Annotated in this window: 15 protein-coding genes; 4 read left to right on the forward strand and 11 right to left on the reverse strand. The window is 37.4% G+C overall.

The annotated features are described in order from the left end of the window. Positions 1 to 34 precede the first annotated feature (34 nt). On the forward strand, positions 35 to 2,554 hold the full coding sequence (locus K5G00_RS08500) for a LamG domain-containing protein (RefSeq protein WP_238765710.1): 2,520 nt from the start codon (positions 35 to 37) through the stop codon (positions 2,552 to 2,554). Positions 2,555 to 2,562: 8 nt separating this feature from the next. Here the strand turns inward: K5G00_RS08500 and folK are convergent, their stop codons facing one another. The 10 genes from folK to K5G00_RS08550 form a co-directional block, all read right to left on the reverse strand. Next, complete coding sequence (folK, locus tag K5G00_RS08505; RefSeq protein WP_238765711.1) at positions 2,563 to 2,931, reverse strand: 2-amino-4-hydroxy-6-hydroxymethyldihydropteridine diphosphokinase; 369 nt, start codon at positions 2,929 to 2,931, stop codon at positions 2,563 to 2,565. After that, positions 2,928 to 3,281 (reverse strand): dihydroneopterin aldolase, encoded by a 354-nt coding sequence (locus K5G00_RS08510; protein WP_238765712.1) that lies wholly within the window; start codon positions 3,279 to 3,281, stop codon positions 2,928 to 2,930. The genes folK and K5G00_RS08510 overlap by 4 nt, the downstream gene beginning before the upstream one ends. Positions 3,282 to 3,284: 3 nt before the next feature. After that, positions 3,285 to 4,013: an SDR family NAD(P)-dependent oxidoreductase gene (locus K5G00_RS08515; protein ID WP_238765713.1), complete on the reverse strand. Its 729-nt coding sequence runs from the start codon at positions 4,011 to 4,013 to the stop codon at positions 3,285 to 3,287. Between the two features lie 119 nt (positions 4,014 to 4,132). Continuing rightward, positions 4,133 to 4,744, reverse strand: coding sequence for a riboflavin synthase (locus K5G00_RS08520; RefSeq protein ID WP_238765714.1), 612 nt, complete (start codon positions 4,742 to 4,744; stop codon positions 4,133 to 4,135). Positions 4,745 to 4,860: 116 nt separating this feature from the next. Further along, positions 4,861 to 6,336, reverse strand: coding sequence for a cysteine--tRNA ligase (gene cysS, locus K5G00_RS08525; protein WP_238765715.1), 1,476 nt, complete (start codon positions 6,334 to 6,336; stop codon positions 4,861 to 4,863). 78 nt (positions 6,337 to 6,414) lie between these two features. After that, on the reverse strand, positions 6,415 to 7,092 hold the full coding sequence (locus tag K5G00_RS08530) for a lipoprotein signal peptidase (protein ID WP_238765716.1): 678 nt from the start codon (positions 7,090 to 7,092) through the stop codon (positions 6,415 to 6,417). Between the two features lie 85 nt (positions 7,093 to 7,177). Further along, positions 7,178 to 7,555 (reverse strand): TraR/DksA family transcriptional regulator, encoded by a 378-nt coding sequence (locus tag K5G00_RS08535; RefSeq protein WP_158864868.1) that lies wholly within the window; start codon positions 7,553 to 7,555, stop codon positions 7,178 to 7,180. Positions 7,556 to 7,646: 91 nt separating this feature from the next. Beyond that, entirely contained in the window at positions 7,647 to 11,501 is a 3,855-nt protein-coding gene (ileS, locus tag K5G00_RS08540; RefSeq protein WP_238765717.1) for an isoleucine--tRNA ligase, read from the reverse strand. A gap of 168 nt (positions 11,502 to 11,669) precedes the next feature. Then, the gene (locus K5G00_RS08545) at positions 11,670 to 12,344 is read right to left on the reverse strand and encodes a CPBP family glutamic-type intramembrane protease (RefSeq protein WP_238765718.1); all 675 of its coding nucleotides are present in this window, start codon (positions 12,342 to 12,344) and stop codon (positions 11,670 to 11,672) included. A 353-nt stretch (positions 12,345 to 12,697) separates the two neighbouring features. Next, a complete protein-coding gene (locus K5G00_RS08550) occupies positions 12,698 to 13,387 on the reverse strand; it encodes a PASTA domain-containing protein (protein ID WP_238765719.1) in 690 nt (229 codons plus the stop codon). Between the two features lie 360 nt (positions 13,388 to 13,747). On the opposite strand from K5G00_RS08550, the gene K5G00_RS08555 reads away from it, so the two are divergent. The 3 genes from K5G00_RS08555 to K5G00_RS08565 all read left to right on the forward strand — a co-directional run bounded on the left by K5G00_RS08555 (position 13,748) and on the right by K5G00_RS08565 (position 16,891). Then, positions 13,748 to 14,068, forward strand: coding sequence for a hypothetical protein (locus K5G00_RS08555; protein ID WP_238765720.1), 321 nt, complete (start codon positions 13,748 to 13,750; stop codon positions 14,066 to 14,068). Positions 14,069 to 14,923: 855 nt separating this feature from the next. Continuing rightward, positions 14,924 to 15,649 carry a LecA/PA-IL family lectin gene (locus tag K5G00_RS08560; RefSeq protein ID WP_238765721.1) on the forward strand — a complete coding sequence of 242 codons (726 nt, stop codon included), beginning with the start codon at positions 14,924 to 14,926 and terminating at the stop codon, positions 15,647 to 15,649. 201 nt (positions 15,650 to 15,850) lie between these two features. After that, the gene (locus tag K5G00_RS08565) at positions 15,851 to 16,891 is read left to right on the forward strand and encodes a hypothetical protein (protein ID WP_238765722.1); all 1,041 of its coding nucleotides are present in this window, start codon (positions 15,851 to 15,853) and stop codon (positions 16,889 to 16,891) included. A gap of 275 nt (positions 16,892 to 17,166) precedes the next feature. On the opposite strand, the gene K5G00_RS08570 is transcribed toward K5G00_RS08565, so the two are convergent. Further along, complete coding sequence (locus K5G00_RS08570) at positions 17,167 to 18,321, reverse strand: 6-bladed beta-propeller (RefSeq protein WP_238765723.1); 1,155 nt, start codon at positions 18,319 to 18,321, stop codon at positions 17,167 to 17,169. Positions 18,322 to 18,544: the final 223 nt, after the last annotated feature.

Below are 18,544 nucleotides of genomic sequence, written 5' to 3' on the forward strand. Positions count from 1 at the left end.
TGGTAAACCGTACACCTATTAGCTTTATAATCGAATGTTTTCTTTATTTAAGGTCATAGCATTTATCAATATAATCCTGTTTCTTCTTTTTCCAAAAACCGGAAAGACGAATGATTTTATCGATTATTCTTTTTTGGTTGTGGAGGCCAGTGAGGAAAACATTAATAACAATTCTTTCTGGTCTTTTTTAAAAAACAACACTTATTCAGGTATTGAAGTAGAAGTTGTTGAAAAAAACGAAAACATTGTTTTAAAGGAGAACGCCCAGAATTTTAATTTTCTGCTGGAAAAAATTAACGAACTTTTAAACGAGCAAAACGAGGCGATAGTTCCGGTATTTTTGAATTTTAATGATAATATAAATAAACTCGATTCTGTAATAAAAAATTCGCTGATAGCCGAGAAAATATTTTATCTGCCTTTGGGAGAAACATGGCCAACTTATGAGTACCTGGTTCAGGCAAACCGCAGAATAATCTTTTTTGTTGCCGGAAATTATGCTGGAGAAAGCAGGATTCTTCATAAACTGGACAACTATGTGATAAAAATTTCGGGAAACAATATCGTTGGAACAAATTTGGTTAGTAATCTAAATACCGGCTTAAATCAAGAGCTGTTTATGATAGATAACCTTGACAAACTGCCGGTGAGGTCTGCCCCAAATACTTTGAGTAACAATGTTGTTCCTGATTATGTAAATTACCTGCTCGAAGTTTGGACAAGCCATGGGAAAAGGCCCAATTTTCTATTTATTGGCGAAAGGTACCGGAACTATAACCTTATGGTCTCTCAACTGGGATCTTTTTCGTGGGTGGACGGTACAGTAAAATACGCTGGTAAAATTTTAGAAAAAGTATATTGGAGAAATCCCGAAGTTACTGTAACAAATGGCAGATTTAGTTTCCCGATACGGGGAGGAGAAGAAATAATGCTTTCTCCGTTTGCTCCGGGATTTAATATGACTCCAGAACAAATAGTTGTGACAGGTGAAATGGAGGTCCCGGAGAGTTACTCCATAATAGCAACACCCGCACTTTTATCAGAAGGGCTTTCCGGGGTATTTAGTTTTGAAAACGATTTATTAAATACAATTGATCCATCAAAAACTTATGTTGGCGAAAATTATTCATTTACTCAGGATATTGAACGGGGAAATGTTTTAAAGCTACCGGAAAATTCGAATATTAACCTGGGAAATCCCGAAAATTACGGGCTGCGAAACGGGAGTTTTACGGTTAGTTGTTTTGTGAAATTTACAGACATATTGGAGTTTGGCGATAATGCAATAATAGGGAACAACGAAAGTGGATACAGAAAAGGATTTCATTTAATCCTGCGCTCCGGGCATCCTTATTTTGGACTTTATGCAAATGACTATGTTTCAGAGGAAGTGCTGCAACCAAATATTTGGTATCACTTGGTTTGGAGGTACATCATTGAAACAGGTGAACAAGCTATTTTTCTGAACGGGAAAAACATAGGGATTTCTGATGGTCATCCGCCATTTTCAGGTACCGGAAACATTCACATTGGAAGCGCATTATCTAGCGGTGCCAGTCTGCGGGGTTATATCGACGATCTATATTTTTGGGACCGCCCCCTGGGAATTGAAGAAATTAATCGTCTTGCTTTAAACGAAAATGTGGTCATACCTCCGGAAAGTGAAGCAAGTATCCCTGCTGAAAGCATCAACGTAAAACTGATTATTGGAATTCTATCATTTCTGCTCCTCATAGCAATTGCCTTTATCTTTATCAAAAGAAAAAAATCGGAAATATCTTCAACAACAGTCCAGCCTCCGGCTTCCAATTCGGCAAATCAGCTCAGGTTATTCGGAACATTCTTTGCCATCGATAAAAATGCGAATGAAATATCTGACCTTTTTACACCCAAAGTACGTGAGCTATTTCTCTTTATTCTGATTCATTCGGTAAAAAACGGTATTGGAGCAAAAGTAAGCGATATTAACGAGAATTTGTGGCCTGCTATTTCTTCAAAAAAGGTGGCAAATAACAGAGCTGTTACTTTAAATAAACTTCGAAGAATTTTAAACAGGATTAATGGAATTGGAATCGTTACACAAAATGGTTTTATACAGATAACTACAAATCCTGACTTTTTTTGTGATTTTAATGAAGCATTTCAGTTATGTCAAAAAACCGGTGAAATGACAAAATCGGAATTGGAATCTTTCTATCAATTGGTAAAACGGGGAAGATTCTTAAAAGAGATGGACTGGCCCTGGCTCGACGAAACAAGGGGACTTATCGGAAACCAGGTTATTGACAACTTGCTTAAACTTGGAAATATTTATTTTAAGGAGAATAAGTTAGATAAGATTGAGGCTATTTCGCGAAGAATTTTGGAATACGACGATATGAGTGAAGAAGCGGTTTATATGCAAATTCTGGTACTACAAAAAACCAACAACACACATCTGGCGAAATTTAACTTTAAATCATTCCTGACAAAATACAAGGAAAACATGGGAGAAGAATACCCCTTTGATTTTGAAAAATTCAATAAACATTATTCAGGACTGTTGCAGTTTTAGATGGATTTCTACAACACTTTTCTGACACTATCTTTCAAAAAATCACGGGTATAATAATCCTGATCCACAATTTCACCGTTCCAAACCACAAGATCCAAATCAATACAACGAGGTCCAAATTTTGGTTGGCTACGATCCCTGCCCATTTCGTTCTCAATGGATTTTAGCAATTTGATTAAATTTTCCCGATTTAATTCTGTTTCAAGCTTAACGGCACCATTTGTAAAATCAGGTTGATTTTCAATTCCTATCGGTTTTGTTTTTACTAAAGGTGAGACTTTAATTACATTTACTTTCTGTTTCAAGTTTGTCAACATATTTTTGATATTCGTTTCAGCATCAATATTGGAACCGATACCAATAATTGCGTAATTCATCTTTTTGCCTCCATTTCAATAGAAACTGACTCTGCAAACCGAAGTGCATGTGGTTTATCTACTTCCACCCTCGCCCATTTAACTTTTTGATCCTCCATGATTAAATCCAAAATACTTTGAGTAAGTACCTCCAGCAATTTGAAACGTCCTTCCTGGACGTGAGAGATTACTCTTTTTGTAATGGTTTTATAGTCGAAAATATTATCGGGTTCGTCTTTTTCCATCGCACCTTCCGGAATTTCAGCTTCAATTTCCATATTTATTATTACATCCTGTTTGTTAACCAGTTCGTCAGGATTAAACCCAATATAGGTTCTTATAAGCAAATTTTTTATTCTGATTTTTGCCATCTTTTAAGCGTTTTGTCCAAGGTTTTCTCCGCCGTCAGCAAAAAGGAGCTGACCTGTTAAATGTTCATTCTGAATAATATAATCTAAACTTTGCAATACAGGCAACAAACCACCCGGCTTTTTCATCGGGATGTTGTCGGCCAGTTTCTGCAGGTATTTTTCATCTTTATCTTCGGGAGGTAAAGTTACACCGGGCGCTATTGCATTCACCCTGATTTCCGGAGCAAACTCCAATGCGGCCATTTTTGTCAGCGCCCACAATGTTTTTTTGGAGAGAGAATAGGCTGAAAAATTTGATTGATTGCTTGTAATCCGGGTATCTACAAAATTGATAATGCTTCCCTCTTTACACACCCTGGCAAAATCCCGGATTAGAAAAAAAGGAGCTTTCAGGTTTACATTCATTTGTGTATCAAAAAGATTAACGTCGGTTTCCTTTATATCCCCGGGGTCAAATACCGATGCATTATTGATTAACAACTGAAACCTGCCATACTCTTTTACAACTTTGGATATCACCTCTTCCACTTCTTCTATTTCAGAAAGATTGGTTTTTACAGTTTCAAAAAATTGTTTTGGAAATTTTTGTTGTAACGAATCAGCCAATTCCTGTGCCTCTTTTTCAGATCTGTTGTAATGAATAACAACATTCCAACCGTTTGAAGCCAGGTGTTCGGTTAAGGCTTTTCCCACCCGTTTGGATGCCCCGGTAATTAATGCTGTTTTTTTCATTGTAAAAAGTTAACGATTTCAGTTTAAAAAATAAACAGAATTTGTTTATTTATGTTCAAAAAACAATAAACAAAAAACCCGGTAAAAACCGGGTTTCAAAATATATAAATAGATTCATTCTATTGAACAAAAGAATTTAATTTGCTCAGATATTTTCCAATAATATCAAATTCAAGATTCACAACTGTGCCTTCGGTAAAAGTATGAAAGTTGGTTACTTCCTGCGTAAAAGGAATGATGGCCACCTGAAACGAATTATTTTTTGAATTTACCACTGTTAAACTAACTCCGTTTACGGTCACCGACCCTTTTTCAACGGTCATATAGCCCTGTTTTGCCTTTTCAATATCAAAGGCATATTCAAATGTATAATACCAGCTTCCATCTGCTTCTTCTACTTTTGTGCAGCTTGCTGTTTGATCCACATGCCCCTGAACAATGTGCCCGTCGAGCCGGCCATTCATCATCATACTCCGTTCCAGATTTACTTTTGAACCTTCTTCCAGCAAACCTAAATTTGATTTTAAAAGCGTTTCCTTTATCGCGGTAACCTTATATGTTTTCGCATCCTTATCTACTGCAACTACAGTTAAACAAACACCGTTATGCGAAAGGCTTTGATCTACTTTCAATTCTCCGGCAAAAGAACAAGTCAGCGTGAAATGTACATTTTCCTGCTCTTTTTCGATTTTTACTACTGTTCCAAATTCTTCTACAATTCCTGAAAACATGATCATTTATTTTTAGGTTTCCTGAATCCCCTCTGAGGAAATCAGAAATATTATTTTTAAAACTAAAACGGCCAAAAAAAGTGTCGTTTCTCCCTTTTACGAAGTTCAAAAGGCTTTTATTTTAACGACCACTCAAATCCATCTTTGGTGTCTTTAATTTCCACCCCCAGTTCGTTCAACTCATTTCTGATTTTATCTGCCGTTCCCCAATCTTTATTCGCTTTCGCTTCCTGTCGTAATTTTAACAACAAATCAACGGCTCCTTCCAAAACTTCATTGCCCTGAGTATTTTTACTATTTTCTTCCTTCAATCCCAAGATATCAAATACTGCTGTCTCATAAAAAGCCTTTAGCTCTTTTAAATCTTCACCTGAAATCGTTTCATTTCCGGCCTTTAATGAATTAATCATTTTAACGCCTTCAAAAAGATGTGCAATGGCAATCGGGCTGTTCATATCATCGTTTAAAGCAGCAAGACAGTTTTCTTTTAACTCAGAAACATTGACAGTGGACTGTTTTGAGCCTGTAAGTTTATCCAGTGTTTTTAAGGCAGTCATCAAACGCTCCAGGCCTTTTTCCGATGCCTGCAAAGCTTCATTTGAAAAATCAATCGTACTGCGGTAGTGCGCCTGTAAAATAAAAAACCTGATGGTCATCGGAGAATAAGCCTGTTCGAGCACCTCATGATTTCCGGTAAATAATTCATCGAGCGTAATAAAATTTCCCAACGAACGGGCCATTTTCTGACCGTTTATCGTAATCATGTTGTTGTGCATCCAGTAGCGAACGGCCTCTTTCCCCTGACTGGCTGTTGACTGTGCAATTTCGCACTCGTGATGAGGGAATCTCAAATCCATCCCTCCCCCATGAATGTCAAACTGTTCGCCCAAATATTTTGTACTCATGGCCGAACATTCCAGATGCCACCCCGGAAAACCATCACTCCATTTGGAAGGCCAGCGCATAATGTGTTCCGGTGTCGCCTTTTTCCACAAAGCAAAATCAAAAGAATTTTTCTTTTCACTTTGCCCGTCAAGTACACGGGTGTTTGTTTTTATATCTTCAAGGTTTCTTCCTGAGAGTTTTCCGTAGTTATATTCTTTATTATACTTCTCAACATCAAAATAAATCGAACCGTTCGACTCATAAGCATAACCATTTTCCAGAATCGATTCGATCATTTCCTGTTGCTCAATAATATGCCCTGAAGCTCGTGGCTCAATACTTGGTCTGATAACATTTAATTCATCCATATTCCGATGGAAAGTATTCATATACATCTGAACCACTTCCATGGGTTCGAGCTTTTCCAGCCGGGCCTTTTTTGTAATTTTGTCTTCGCCCGTTTCCTCTTCCTCATCCTCCAGGTGTCCAACATCTGTAATGTTCCTGACATAACGCACCTTGTATCCCAAATGTGTAAGGTACCTGAAAAGCAAATCGAATGTGATATATGCGCGGGCATGCCCCAAATGCGAATTGCTGTAAACGGTTGGACCACAAACATACAATCCTGCTTTCCCCGGAACGAGGGGTTCAAATACTTCTTTTTTTCGTGAAATTGTGTTGTAAATGACAAACTGATTTTCCATAATCATAAAAATGAAGTAGCGCTTACAAAGGTAAAATAAATTGAAGGATTCAGAGGATTTTAGCCCATTGAAAAACGTTTAGTTTTCTACTTTAGCCTCTTCTGTTTTTGATGTATCTTCTTCTTCGGAAACCGGTTTCTCATCCAGTTTATTAAAATATTTGCGGTAAAAAATTAGTATCGAAAAAATTCCAACTGTTATAGCAGAATCAGCAATATTAAAAACCGGTCTGAAAAACAAATAGTCGTTTCCACCTACAACAGGCAACCAGTTGGGATAGGTACCGCTAAACAGCGGAAAATAAAACATATCCACCACCCTACCATGCAAAAAGCTGGAATATCCGCCACCGTCGGGGAACAAAGTTGCTACCTGACCGTAACTGTGGTTAAATATCATTCCGTAAAACAAACTATCGATAATATTGCCAACAGCTCCCGCCAGAATAAGAGAAATACTTGCAATAAATCCAAAAGGAATTTCTTTCTGCCTGTATAATTTTGACAAATACCAGCCAATGGCAACGACCGCTAAAATCCGGAAAACGCTTAAAAACATTTTCCCGTATTCACCGGCAAATTCAAAACCAAAGGCCATTCCGTTATTTTCGACAAAATGAAGAATAAACCAATTTTTAAAAATCACAATTTCATCGCCAAGAGACATGCTTGTTTTTATCCAAATTTTCAGAATCTGATCAACAATCAGAATTAAAAATATTATAGACAATGATTTGCTGCGTCGTGAAAAATTCATCTTAATCAAATAAAAAAGCTCCCGGATTTTTCAAATCATTGAATATTCCGAAGAGCAAAACTTAAATATTATTGTAATTTATAAATTACTTCTGGCTGTTTTTTGCATCAATACTTAATGTAGCATGTGGCACGGCACGCAACCTCTCTTTGGAAATCAGCTTTCCGGTTTCACGACAAATACCATATGTTTTATTTTCAATGCGAACCAAAGCAGCCTGCAAGTGCTGAATAAATTTTAGTTGACGTTGTGCCAGTTTCCCGGCTTCTTCTTTTGACAATGTAGCAGCTCCTTCTTCCAATACTTTGAAGGTTGGCGAAGTGTCCTGCGTATCATTCCCGTCGCCAAGAGTAATGGAATTTCTGTACATCTCATAATCTTCCTGAGCTTTTTTAAGCTTTTTCTGAATGAGCTCTCTGAATTCCTTTAACTCTTCATCTGAATATCTGTTTTTCTCTCCCATGATAAAAGGGTTTAATAATTTCTTCCCGATTTTTTATTGTGCCCTAATTTAGTAAATTTTTAATACCTAATTTAGGCCAAACAACATATCGTTAGTTCAATCTTTCTACAAGAATTTGCGTTGCAACATCCTTGTCGATTTCAACTTCTTTGGCATCAGGATTATCCAAATTTTCAACCAATTTAAGATCATTCGCCAAAGTTTGCGTGCAAATATAATCTTTATGACTTAAAACGGCATCATTTATTTTTTCGTGCTTTTCAATCACAAGATTTATTCTGTCAGTTACTTCAAAATTGCTTTCTTTTCGTAAATTCTGAATTTTGTTGATGAACTCACGGGCAATTCCTTCCAGTTTCAGTTCTTCTGTCACATTGATATCCAGCGCAATGGTCATCTGACCTTCGGTTGCCAGTGTCCACCCCTGAATATCTTCTGTTTGTATTTCAACATCTTCTTTTGTGAGTACAATTTTCTCTTCACCCACTGAGATTTCTATACCTCCATTGCTTTCCAGCTCCGAAATATCGGTTTGATTAAATTGATTTACCGCTCCTGCAATCTGTTTCATCAGTTTCCCGTATTTTGGCCCAAGCGTTTTAAAATTGGGTTTTATCTTCTTTTTTATGATACCCGTTGTATCCTCCAGATATTCAACGTCTTTTACGTTAACTTCGGTTAAAATGATATCTTTTACCGCGTTAAACTGATCGCGAAAATGCGGATTTAATACCGGAACCATAATTTTTGCAAGCGGCTGGCGCACTTTCAGCTTTTCCTTCCGGCGCAATGCCAAAATCATGGAGGAAGCGCGTTGTGCAATTCCCATTTTTTCTTCCAGATCTTTGTCGATTACTTTCTCGTCGAAAGCAGGGAAATCGACTAAATGAACACTCTGATCAGCTTCCCGACCGGTTATTTTATTTAAGTCGGCATAAAGCAAATCGGCGTAAAACGGTGAAATCGGCGACATCAGTTTTGCCACATTTACCAAACAGGTATACAGGGTTTGATAAGCAGAGATTTTGTCCTCTGAATATTCACCTCCCCAGAACCGCTTCCGGCTCAACCGCACAAACCAGTTACTCAGGTTTTCAGTTACAAATTCTGAAATGGCCCGCCCTGCCCGGGTGGGTTCATAACTTTCGTAGCTTTCCCCTGCTTCTTTTATCAATGAGTTGAGCAGCGACAATATCCAGCGATCCAATTCCGGGCGTTTCTCCAACGGGATTTTATTTTCTGCATAGCTAAAATCATCCACATTGGCGTATAAAGCAAAAAAGTTGTAGGTGTTATAAAGTGTTCCAAAAAACTTCCGTTTTACTTCTTCCACACCGGCAACATCAAATTTCAGATTATCCCAGGGCTGTGCATTGGTAATCATGTACCAGCGCAAGGGGTCGGAACCGTATTTTTCGATTGTAGCAAACGGATCAACCGCATTCCCTAAACGCTTCGACATTTTATTGCCGTTTTTATCCAGCACCAATCCGTTGGATATAATGTTTTTAAAAGCTACCGATTCATCCGTCATGGTAGCAATGGCGTGCAATGTAAAAAACCATCCGCGTGTTTGGTCAACACCTTCAGCAATAAAATCGGCAGGGAAAAGGCCAGCCCCTCCCAGCCCCTCCCCGAGGGGGAGGGAGTTAAGGACAGTGGTAATTTCATGAAGGACACTGTCAATATTGTTAATTACTTCTTCGTTGGTAAACCGGATTACTGTGAATCCTAATTTTTTCAATATTTCTGTGCGTTGTTCATCTGAAACCTGAACTTCTGGCAATGAGTGATAACCACCATCAACTTCAACGATCAATCTTTTTTCCAAACAAACAAAATCTGCAATAAACTGATCAATAATATGCTGTCGTCTAAACTTGTATTCCAGTTGTTTCCCCTTCAAATTATTCCAAAGAAAAACTTCCGCATCTGTTGGATTCTCTTTTTGTTTTTTTGTCAACTCCTTTAACAAACCGTGACTCGAATCTCTCGCAGTTTGCCACTTTGGAACACTTCCTCCCCCCTGGGGGGAGGTCAGGTGGGGGCCTTCAAACGGGTAGTGGTGTTGGGCATAGGGCATTGATCCGGAATCAAACCATACATCAATCAGGTCAGGTTCACGGAACATTTTTTGTCCACCCGGAGAAACCAGCACTACTTTATCTACATACGGTTTGTGTAAGTCTATTTTATCGTAATTCTCCTTCGTATTATCCCCCGGTTCAAACCCTTCGTACGGATTTTCAGTCATAAACCCGGCGTCGATAGCTTTTTCTATTTCTGTTGTCAATTCTTCGGCAGAGCCGATACAAATCTCTTCGGAGCCGTCTTCTGTTCTCCAGATAGGCAGAGGTGTCCCCCAGAAACGGGAGCGGCTCAGGTTCCAATCCACCAGATTTTCCAGCCAGTTTCCAAAGCGGCCGGTACCCGTACTTTGGGGCTTCCAATTGATGGTGTTGTTTAACTCCACCATTTTATCTTTAACAGCCGTTGTTTTTATAAACCAGGAATCCAACGGATAATACAACACCGGTTTATCGGTACGCCAGCAATGCGGGTAGCTGTGCACATGCTTTTCAATTTTAAACGCTTTGTTCTCCTGTTTTAACATGACCGAAATATCGATGTCAACAGTCGGAGCATCTTCATCCAGTTTATCGTCGTATTCGTTTTTTACCGACCGGCCTGCAAAGTCATGGTATTTTTCAACATTCACAAAGTCAGCAACAAAATCCGGATCGAGGTTGGCTGTTGGATAGAATCTTCCCTTCCGGTCAACCAGTGCCTGGTTTTTTCCGTCGGCATCCACTACAATCAGCGGAGATATGCCATGTTGTTTTGCCACACGGTCATCATCGGCACCAAAAGTCGGAGCGATGTGTACAATCCCGGTACCGTCTTCAATGGTCACAAAATCGCCGGTGATTACCTCAAAAGCTTTTCCTTTTGGTTTTACCCACTCAATCAGTTGTTCGTACGCTACGCCGGCAAGTTCTTCACCGGAATATTCTGCCAGTAATTTGTAGGGAATATTTTTATCACCCGGTTTGTATTCATCAAAAGACAGGCCTTCGTTCTTTTTGTTAAAATACAAAGGGCATAAATCTTTTGCCAGGATAACCGTTACCGGCAATCCGGTATATGGATTAAACGATTTTATTTTTACATATTTTATAGCCGGCCCCACACAAAGCGCGGTGTTCGACGGCAGGGTCCACGGAGTAGTTGTCCAGGCAAGAAAATACAAGTCGGTATCTACTCCCTCATATAAAAACTCTGATTTCCCGTTACGAATGGCTTTAAACTGCGCCACAGCCGTGGTATCTTTAACATCGCGGTAACACCCCGGCTGGTTAAGCTCGTGCGAACTCAAACCGGTTCCTGCTGCGGGCGAGTAAGGTTGTATGGTATAGCCCTTGTACAACAAGCCCTTTTTATAAATATTTTTCAGCAACCACCAAACGGTTTCAATATAGCGGTTATCAAAAGTAACATAGGGGTCATCCATGTTTACCCAGTAGCCCATTATGCGGGTCAACTCTTCCCACTCACGGGTATATTTCATCACCTCTTTGCGGCAGGCGTTGTTGTACTCTTCAACCGAAATCTTTTTGCCGATATCTTCCTTGGTAATGTTCAGCGATTTTTCCACACTCAGCTCCACCGGCAAACCATGGGTATCCCATCCTGCTTTGCGGTGCACACGAAATCCTTTCATGGTTTTGTAACGGCAGAAAATATCTTTAATGGCCCGTGCCATCACATGATGAATACCCGGCATTCCGTTGGCCGAGGGAGGGCCTTCATAAAATACAAATGTAGGGCGCCCTTCACGTGTAGAAATACTTTTATGAAAAGTATCATCGGCTTCCCAACGTTGTAAAACTTCCTTGTTTATTTGAGATAAATCTAACTGCTTATATTCCTGAAACTTATTACGCATATAAATCGGCTTTCTATACTGATTTTTAAAAAATATGCAAATATAGGAATTTTTTCAGGGTGGTGGTTTTCTATTCCTGTTTATGTTGTTTTAACTTCAATATAAACCGATTGGTAAAAATGGTTGCCCGGTATGCGGTGCACACTCCGCTCTGTTTTTTTACAACATTTACAACAGTTTTAACAAAACCGGAATGGAATTAAAAAGGGCATGAATGAGTATGGAATAAACAATTCCCCGTTTGAATTTTACACGAAGAAATCCCAGGTATAATCCCATCAGCAGCTGGTAAAATACAATTACCGGGGTAAAAAAATATTGTGTGCTACTCAACTGGTCGAAATTGGTAATATGTACACCCCCAAACAACAAGGCCACAAGGTAAAAAACAAAGGGATAATATTTTTTAATGGTGTTGTTTACCGAATTTTCAAAGCGGGTTATCAATCCGGGGATATAAGGTAAGGCAACAATAACTGCAGAAACGACGATGGCAAAGGGCATTCCAAGTGCCGTTTTTGCTGCCATATAAAAGAAAATGGCCAATGGAAAAAACATATTCCTGAAAAAATTCCGCAGAGGCAACCTGAAAATAAGTTCCTCGATAAACGGTGCCCAAACCACAATATATTTTACTTCAGACATTGTATACCCCGGATGTTCGGGAAGCAAATCCAGCAAGGCCAGCGGGATAAGCAGAAAAGTACAAAATACGATAAACAGAAAAAACACGGGAATGTTTTTAATCAAAAGTAAAAGCGATTGCCCCAAAGATAAAACCACCGGAGGCGCGATTTCGGGCCTTTTTAAAAAACGGAGGAATTGTTTCAACAGATTCATCATGTATTCATGTTTGGTGGAATGTAAATCAAGACTAAAAATAGAAAAAATTTGGAATTTTCCTGAATTGAATAATAATGTATAGAGCGATGCAACCTTTTCCCCTGAGATGGCATGCTTTGTTAACCGCAACGATTAAAAGGTTGGGGGTTATCCATTATTAAATTTAAAATATTGGCTTATTTAGAATCCCTATTGCGGATAACATTGCGTCGAAAGATACCATTCCGCAATATAAGGACAGCTAGGTATTTATTATCTTTTGTTCGTTAATTAATCAAGCACTGGTGCTATTATCTTATGCGGATACTTTTTTAAAAAATCTTTTTTGATAAAATTAAAAGAACGTAAAAAATCTAATTGTTTTTATACAAATCAACATTTGCCCAAACATTCTTATGCAACCCAATATTCATTCTTACTTGTTTAATATGAATACTATCTCCTTTCTCACCAAAAAAATGTTTTATTACATCTTCTTCTTTTAGTTTGGATGTTATGCGATTGGGATGTGTTTTTCTGAGATTTATCTTATTTATATCGATAACTACTGTGCTTCCTTCTAATTTATCTGGAACAATGCTGTAATCTGATAATTTAATATTCGATGTTTTCCAATATCCTTTTTTAAAGGCCCCTAACTGAATCCATCCACCACCTGTTAAGTAATAATTACGATCACTTTCTGTTTTGTGTTCATTTTCCTTCCTTTTTGAAACCCGGAGAATAATTTCATCTCCTAATTTAACTTTTGTATTAGGCTCAGGCTTTTGAATAACCACCACATCGGAATTAACACTATCGACAACTACATAATTTATTTGATAATTAAGTTCCTGAGATTCCAAAATCTCTGTCGCTTCTTTGATTGGCTTATTAACGACATCAGGAGTTTCAACTTTAGCAGGAAAAATACTATCTCTAAATACGCCCAATGTTCCTATAAGAACAATGAGTGCTGCAATAAGGGCATTAAATTCTTTTATAAAATCGGTAACTCTACGTAAGAAATACCTTTTTTCAGACTGTAAATTATTGTGTGGCATGGATATAGATTAATTGTTTTACATCTATTTAACACATTAATGCTCAACTGGTTTAGTTTAAGCCAACTTTTTTAATTTACTTTTGTCTTTCTTTTTTAACATTACAAAGAAGCAAGCAAAAATATGTTCTGCAAAAGCAAAGATTGCATTTTCGCCTCTCTTTTCCTATCTTCAAACCAGTAATACACAAAACCCTGCAACAAAATCAAATTAAAATGAAAAAAATACCCTTACATTTCTTTTTTGCCGCACATTGCGTGTAAAATTTCTACGGACTTTATAAAAATCTCCTTCGCTGTTTTCCAACGGCGTTAGAGGTGTTTTTAATTCAATTACTTACAAACCCTAAAAACTAAAAACATGACCACCTTAAATGAAAAGGAAAAACGCGATTTTGTTTCGCAAACGATTGTGATTTTGCAACAAAATGAACCGGCACTTACAGAAGCCGGCTTTGACCCAGGCAAGCGGATTTCTGCGCTAAAAGAAAAACAAACCGTTGCCGATGAAGCAGAGGGAAAACAGAAAAAAGCGCAAGCCGCTGCCATTAAAGCCACAAACGAGTCGAACAATGCGCTGAAAGCAGCTTACAAGGATGCATCATCAATTATCAGTTTGATTGAAGGCCTGCTGGGCAAAGACAATGAGCTGGTACACAAACTTCGTCAGTTGAGAGCATAATCCTGCAGTTCTTTTGGATTCTGTCTGTTGCGAGACAGGCAGAATCTTTCCCCTTCCTTTTTATCTCCTCCGCTTCCGTCCCAATTCCATTTTACACACTTCTTTTTATGCAGGACAGCATCATTCTATCCAGGGATACGGTCATTCTATCTTGAGATATGATCATCCTATCCTTGGATATGATCGTTGTAGCCCGGGATATGATCATCCTATCCCTGTTTTTTGCAACAAAAACTGCTGTTTTATGACGAAAAACCGGGATATCATCACGCTATCCCTGGATATAATCATTGTAGCCAGGGATAGAATCACTGTATCCCGCGCCAGGATCGTCCTATCCCTCTTTCCGAAGCTTTCAAAATCCGCTAATGACGGCACATTGAACAGTTTTCTACAAAATAAGCATCCCCCGTGCCAAATTTTGCGGAACAGGAAGAAACTCCTTGGTTTTGAAATAAATGATTGTTATTTTTAATGCACAAAAAATCAGTAACTCATGAACTAAACCTGTTGTGCCACCCATAAACCCACCTCAAAATGAATCGTTCCAAAACACTTCTTAAGATGATTATCCATGGCCTTTCTGAAAACATAGATCTCAAAAAAGTTGGTCTATCCACCCGAAATTGCAAATTGCCTTGCGGGATTCGTGCTATGTCCTTGCTGGATTCTCCCATCGCAGCTCGGTCCGGACGTGAACGCTCTCCGATTCCGCTCCGCAACATAGTGTGCCGGGAAGTAAAGAATCGGCATTTTTTTAGTCCTTTGCGTACTGTAGTTAAGTTGGTGGAACCGATCCGATCCAATAAGATCATTATACTTACATTAAATACTAACTTTTAAATTTAAATTATCATGAAAAAAATTACATTTATTATTGGACTTTCCTTAATGACAATTATTTCTTATTCCCAGGATATTTTCAAAAAGTCTTATTTGCATTATACAGACAAAGTTGAAGTTGAGGGTACAAATAGTTCTTGGACTGCGTCTGGATATCATATTGCCTCAGGAGATAAAATTTCAATTGTTGCAAATGGTTTCGTAAAATATAACTCAAACATTAATTATTGTAATCCTACGGGTTTGGGAGTTCTTGGAAAATCAAGTTATGTAAGTGAAGATTTTCCTCAAGTTGCTCTATTAGGAAAAATTGGAGAAAGTGGTACTCCGTTTTTAGTTGGAGAAGAAATTACTTTTGATGCAAATGTGTCTGGAGAGTTGTTCCTTATCGTAAATGAGTATATTTTTAGTGACAATGATGGTGAATTTGTTGCATTTATCTTTAAAAACGAAGTATCGGATAATACTTCATCTACAATGACAACAGAATCAATTAATTCATTTGTAATTTATCCAAATCCATCCCAAAATTTAATAAATATTGATTTTGAAGATTTCGGGAGAAAAGCAACTGTGCTTGAGGTTTTCGATGTTCAAGGTAAAAAACTATATTACAACGATGTTTTGCACACAAAAATAACAATTGATATTTCTGATTTTCCTGTTGGTACTTATATTGCAAAATTGAAGGATAATGACGGGATTATTATGGGCACATCAAGATTCATCAAAAATTGAGCGCAGATCACAACATTTTTTTTGAGTAGTTTGTATGTAATGGTTTGATTATTAGGATTTATATCCCGATTAGGCAGCGCAGCGTTTGACAGGACGTGACTGATAAGTCAGACCTTTCGCTCGCTTTTTTAGGGGCTGGCTGAATTTCTTTTTCAAAATTCCTCCGACAACATGTATTAACTGTTACCAACTATTTTGAAGATGAAGCAAATACTATCGATATTATTTTTAATCAGTTGTTTCGGACTAATATCCTGTTCTGAGAAAAACAATTTAAATGATGGATACTATTTCTCAACTGAAGAACTGGATCATTTAATTTATATTAAAAGTGACACTTTAATTTTTGAGAATATCTTAGGCATCGATACTTTCACCTATTTGTTTCAGGGAAAAAATCAAATAATTTTGTCTCCAATAAACATTAAAGATTCAATAATTATCTTTGAATATAACTTCCACTCCGACGGTTTAGAATTATTCGTGGGAGACACGTTGATGAGATTTAAACAAACTTCCTTTAACAATGCGACTGACTTTTATATTAATTCCAAAGGTTTTCAAATAAACGTACCTTATTTCGAAAATCCTCAATTTATTGCAAAGCAAAATCTTGTTGTTACTCTTCTTGTTGCAACAAAGAACGATTCCTTAGAGCTGGAACTAGATGAAAATCAAACTGATATTGGGAGTATAAAAAACGATTTTCAATCTGCTCTTGACAAGTTTGACGAGGTCGAAAAACCTCTTGTAACCTTGAGATTATTTGTTGATAAAGATTTTGAAGTTAAAAGGTTGGAACCAATTCTTAGGAAAACAACAGGTTTGTTTCGGGAGATTGCTTTTGTAGTTAAGCCATCATTTAAACAACATAAAAGATACGGTTCTCAATATTTTTCATTCTTTGACTATGTATTTTTTGCAAACGATTCAATACATATTAAATTCATCGACAAACATAATTTTCAAATTAATACCAAAGACAATATAAATTCAAATAGTATTAGTGCAAAAATGGAGAGTGCTGAGTACACTTTTATAAAACTACTGTTAAAAGATGGAATGAGTGTTCAAGAATACATCGAAGTAAAGAATGTAGTTTATTCAACAATTGACTCATTAAGAGATAAATATTCTCTTGAAACTGTTGGTTGTTTATTTAATGAAATAGATAGTGAAATTGAGCATAAAAATATTAGGGAAAAATATCCAAGATTGGTAATAATTGAAAATGAAAAATAAAAACTGGTGGTAGCACGTGGTATAAGAAATAACGGGTTCGGTAGTACGCCAATTGCGGATTCTCGCATCGTCGTTCAGTTCTGACGAACAGGAAAGCTCTCCGAAATCCGCCCCGATAACATGTATCAACCGTCAGATTGTCTTCTAAAAACCGTGTAATTCGCTAAAATAGTTTGACAGATTTATACTTAATTTTAAAAAATCTGCAATCCGTCTCAACAGAAGTTTCCGGGGGAAGGTGGATTTACTCCTGCTCGTTTTACTTTATCCCTGCTTTATTTCTTATATTTCATTAGCATGATTACAGGATTTGATTCCTCGTTCAGGCCAGCTGCAATTTCCTTTAATTTGCCCTTTAATTCATCATTTTTATAAGCTTCGGCAAGTTGGAAGGCTTCCAGGTTTTGGAAGGCCGCAATTTCACTATTTAACGGGTGTGAAGTCATATCTACTGTTTTTCTTTTAACAAAATCTCCATTGAGTACAGCCGGTTTAAATACAGCATTTTCCTGCCTGTCGTACATTAAATCGTTGATCGGAAATCCTCTTCCTGTTGTAAAGTCAAATATTTTTTTTACGGTTTTCATAAAATAAAAACGGTCGGTAAGGGCCCCCATCGTAAGAAATATTTCAGGATTTGTAGTGGTTTTTTTTACAAGAAAGGGGATTAGTTTATTTTCCTTAGCGATATAGTTATAAACGGTATCAGAGGATGTTTCAACAAGCAGCCAATTGTTCTGATATGGAATTAACGGGGGCACAAAAGTTGCTGCAAACCCATCTCCTTCCTGTACAGCCGGTGTTTTAATCACATCAAAAGGAATTGAAATATTCCGGGTAACACTCCCATCTTGTTTTGATATAATCATATGGAAAGAATCATTCCCTTTGTTCCCGCCATCTTTGTATAACGTCAGCTCGTTGTAACAAATCAGATTGTCCGTATCATAATTGAATACATTTACATACCTGATGTTTTCCGCATGGTTAAAACTTCGTTTGAAGTTGCCAAACAAGTCATACACCAATATCTTTTTCGTTGAAAAACAATTGATAAATAGTTGATTGTTCTCTTCATCCAGAACAATATCAGTTAAATGACCATATTCTTCAGGACCTTTGCCCATTCTGTTTATCTTTCTTAATGCTTTACCTGTTTTTCTGTCAAAAACAAAGATATTCCCATCGTTGCTCCAGTTTTTTGTTAATATAAATTGCTCGCCTATTGCCATTACAACCCCCTGAGTAACAAATTTATCATTCGTTTCCAACGGGATGTATTCTACATCCATAAAATCCTGAAGAATCAGCTCCATCTCAGGATAAGTTGCTGTCGGGTCAATTGAGATAAGAACATCCTGTGTGTCAGATTGCCTGCAGCCTGCCAGTACAAAAAGGATGACTGCCAAAGTTGTAATTTTGTTTTTCATTCGTTTACATTGTCTATTTAGTACGGTCACTCGTGGAATCCATATGTAATTTTAATATCATCTTATATGTAAATATCAATATTTGCTTGTTTCATTGCAGTATTTATATTGACCTGCTTTATATCTTGATGTAAAACAAACTCTTACATTATCCGCGAAAAGAACAAAAGTCAAAATATTTATTTCTTTTTTTGTCAACATTTTCCGTTACAACGCTTGCGGG

The organism is Maribellus maritimus (genome assembly GCF_022267315.1).
Taxonomy (GTDB): domain Bacteria; phylum Bacteroidota; class Bacteroidia; order Bacteroidales; family Prolixibacteraceae; genus Draconibacterium; species Draconibacterium maritimum.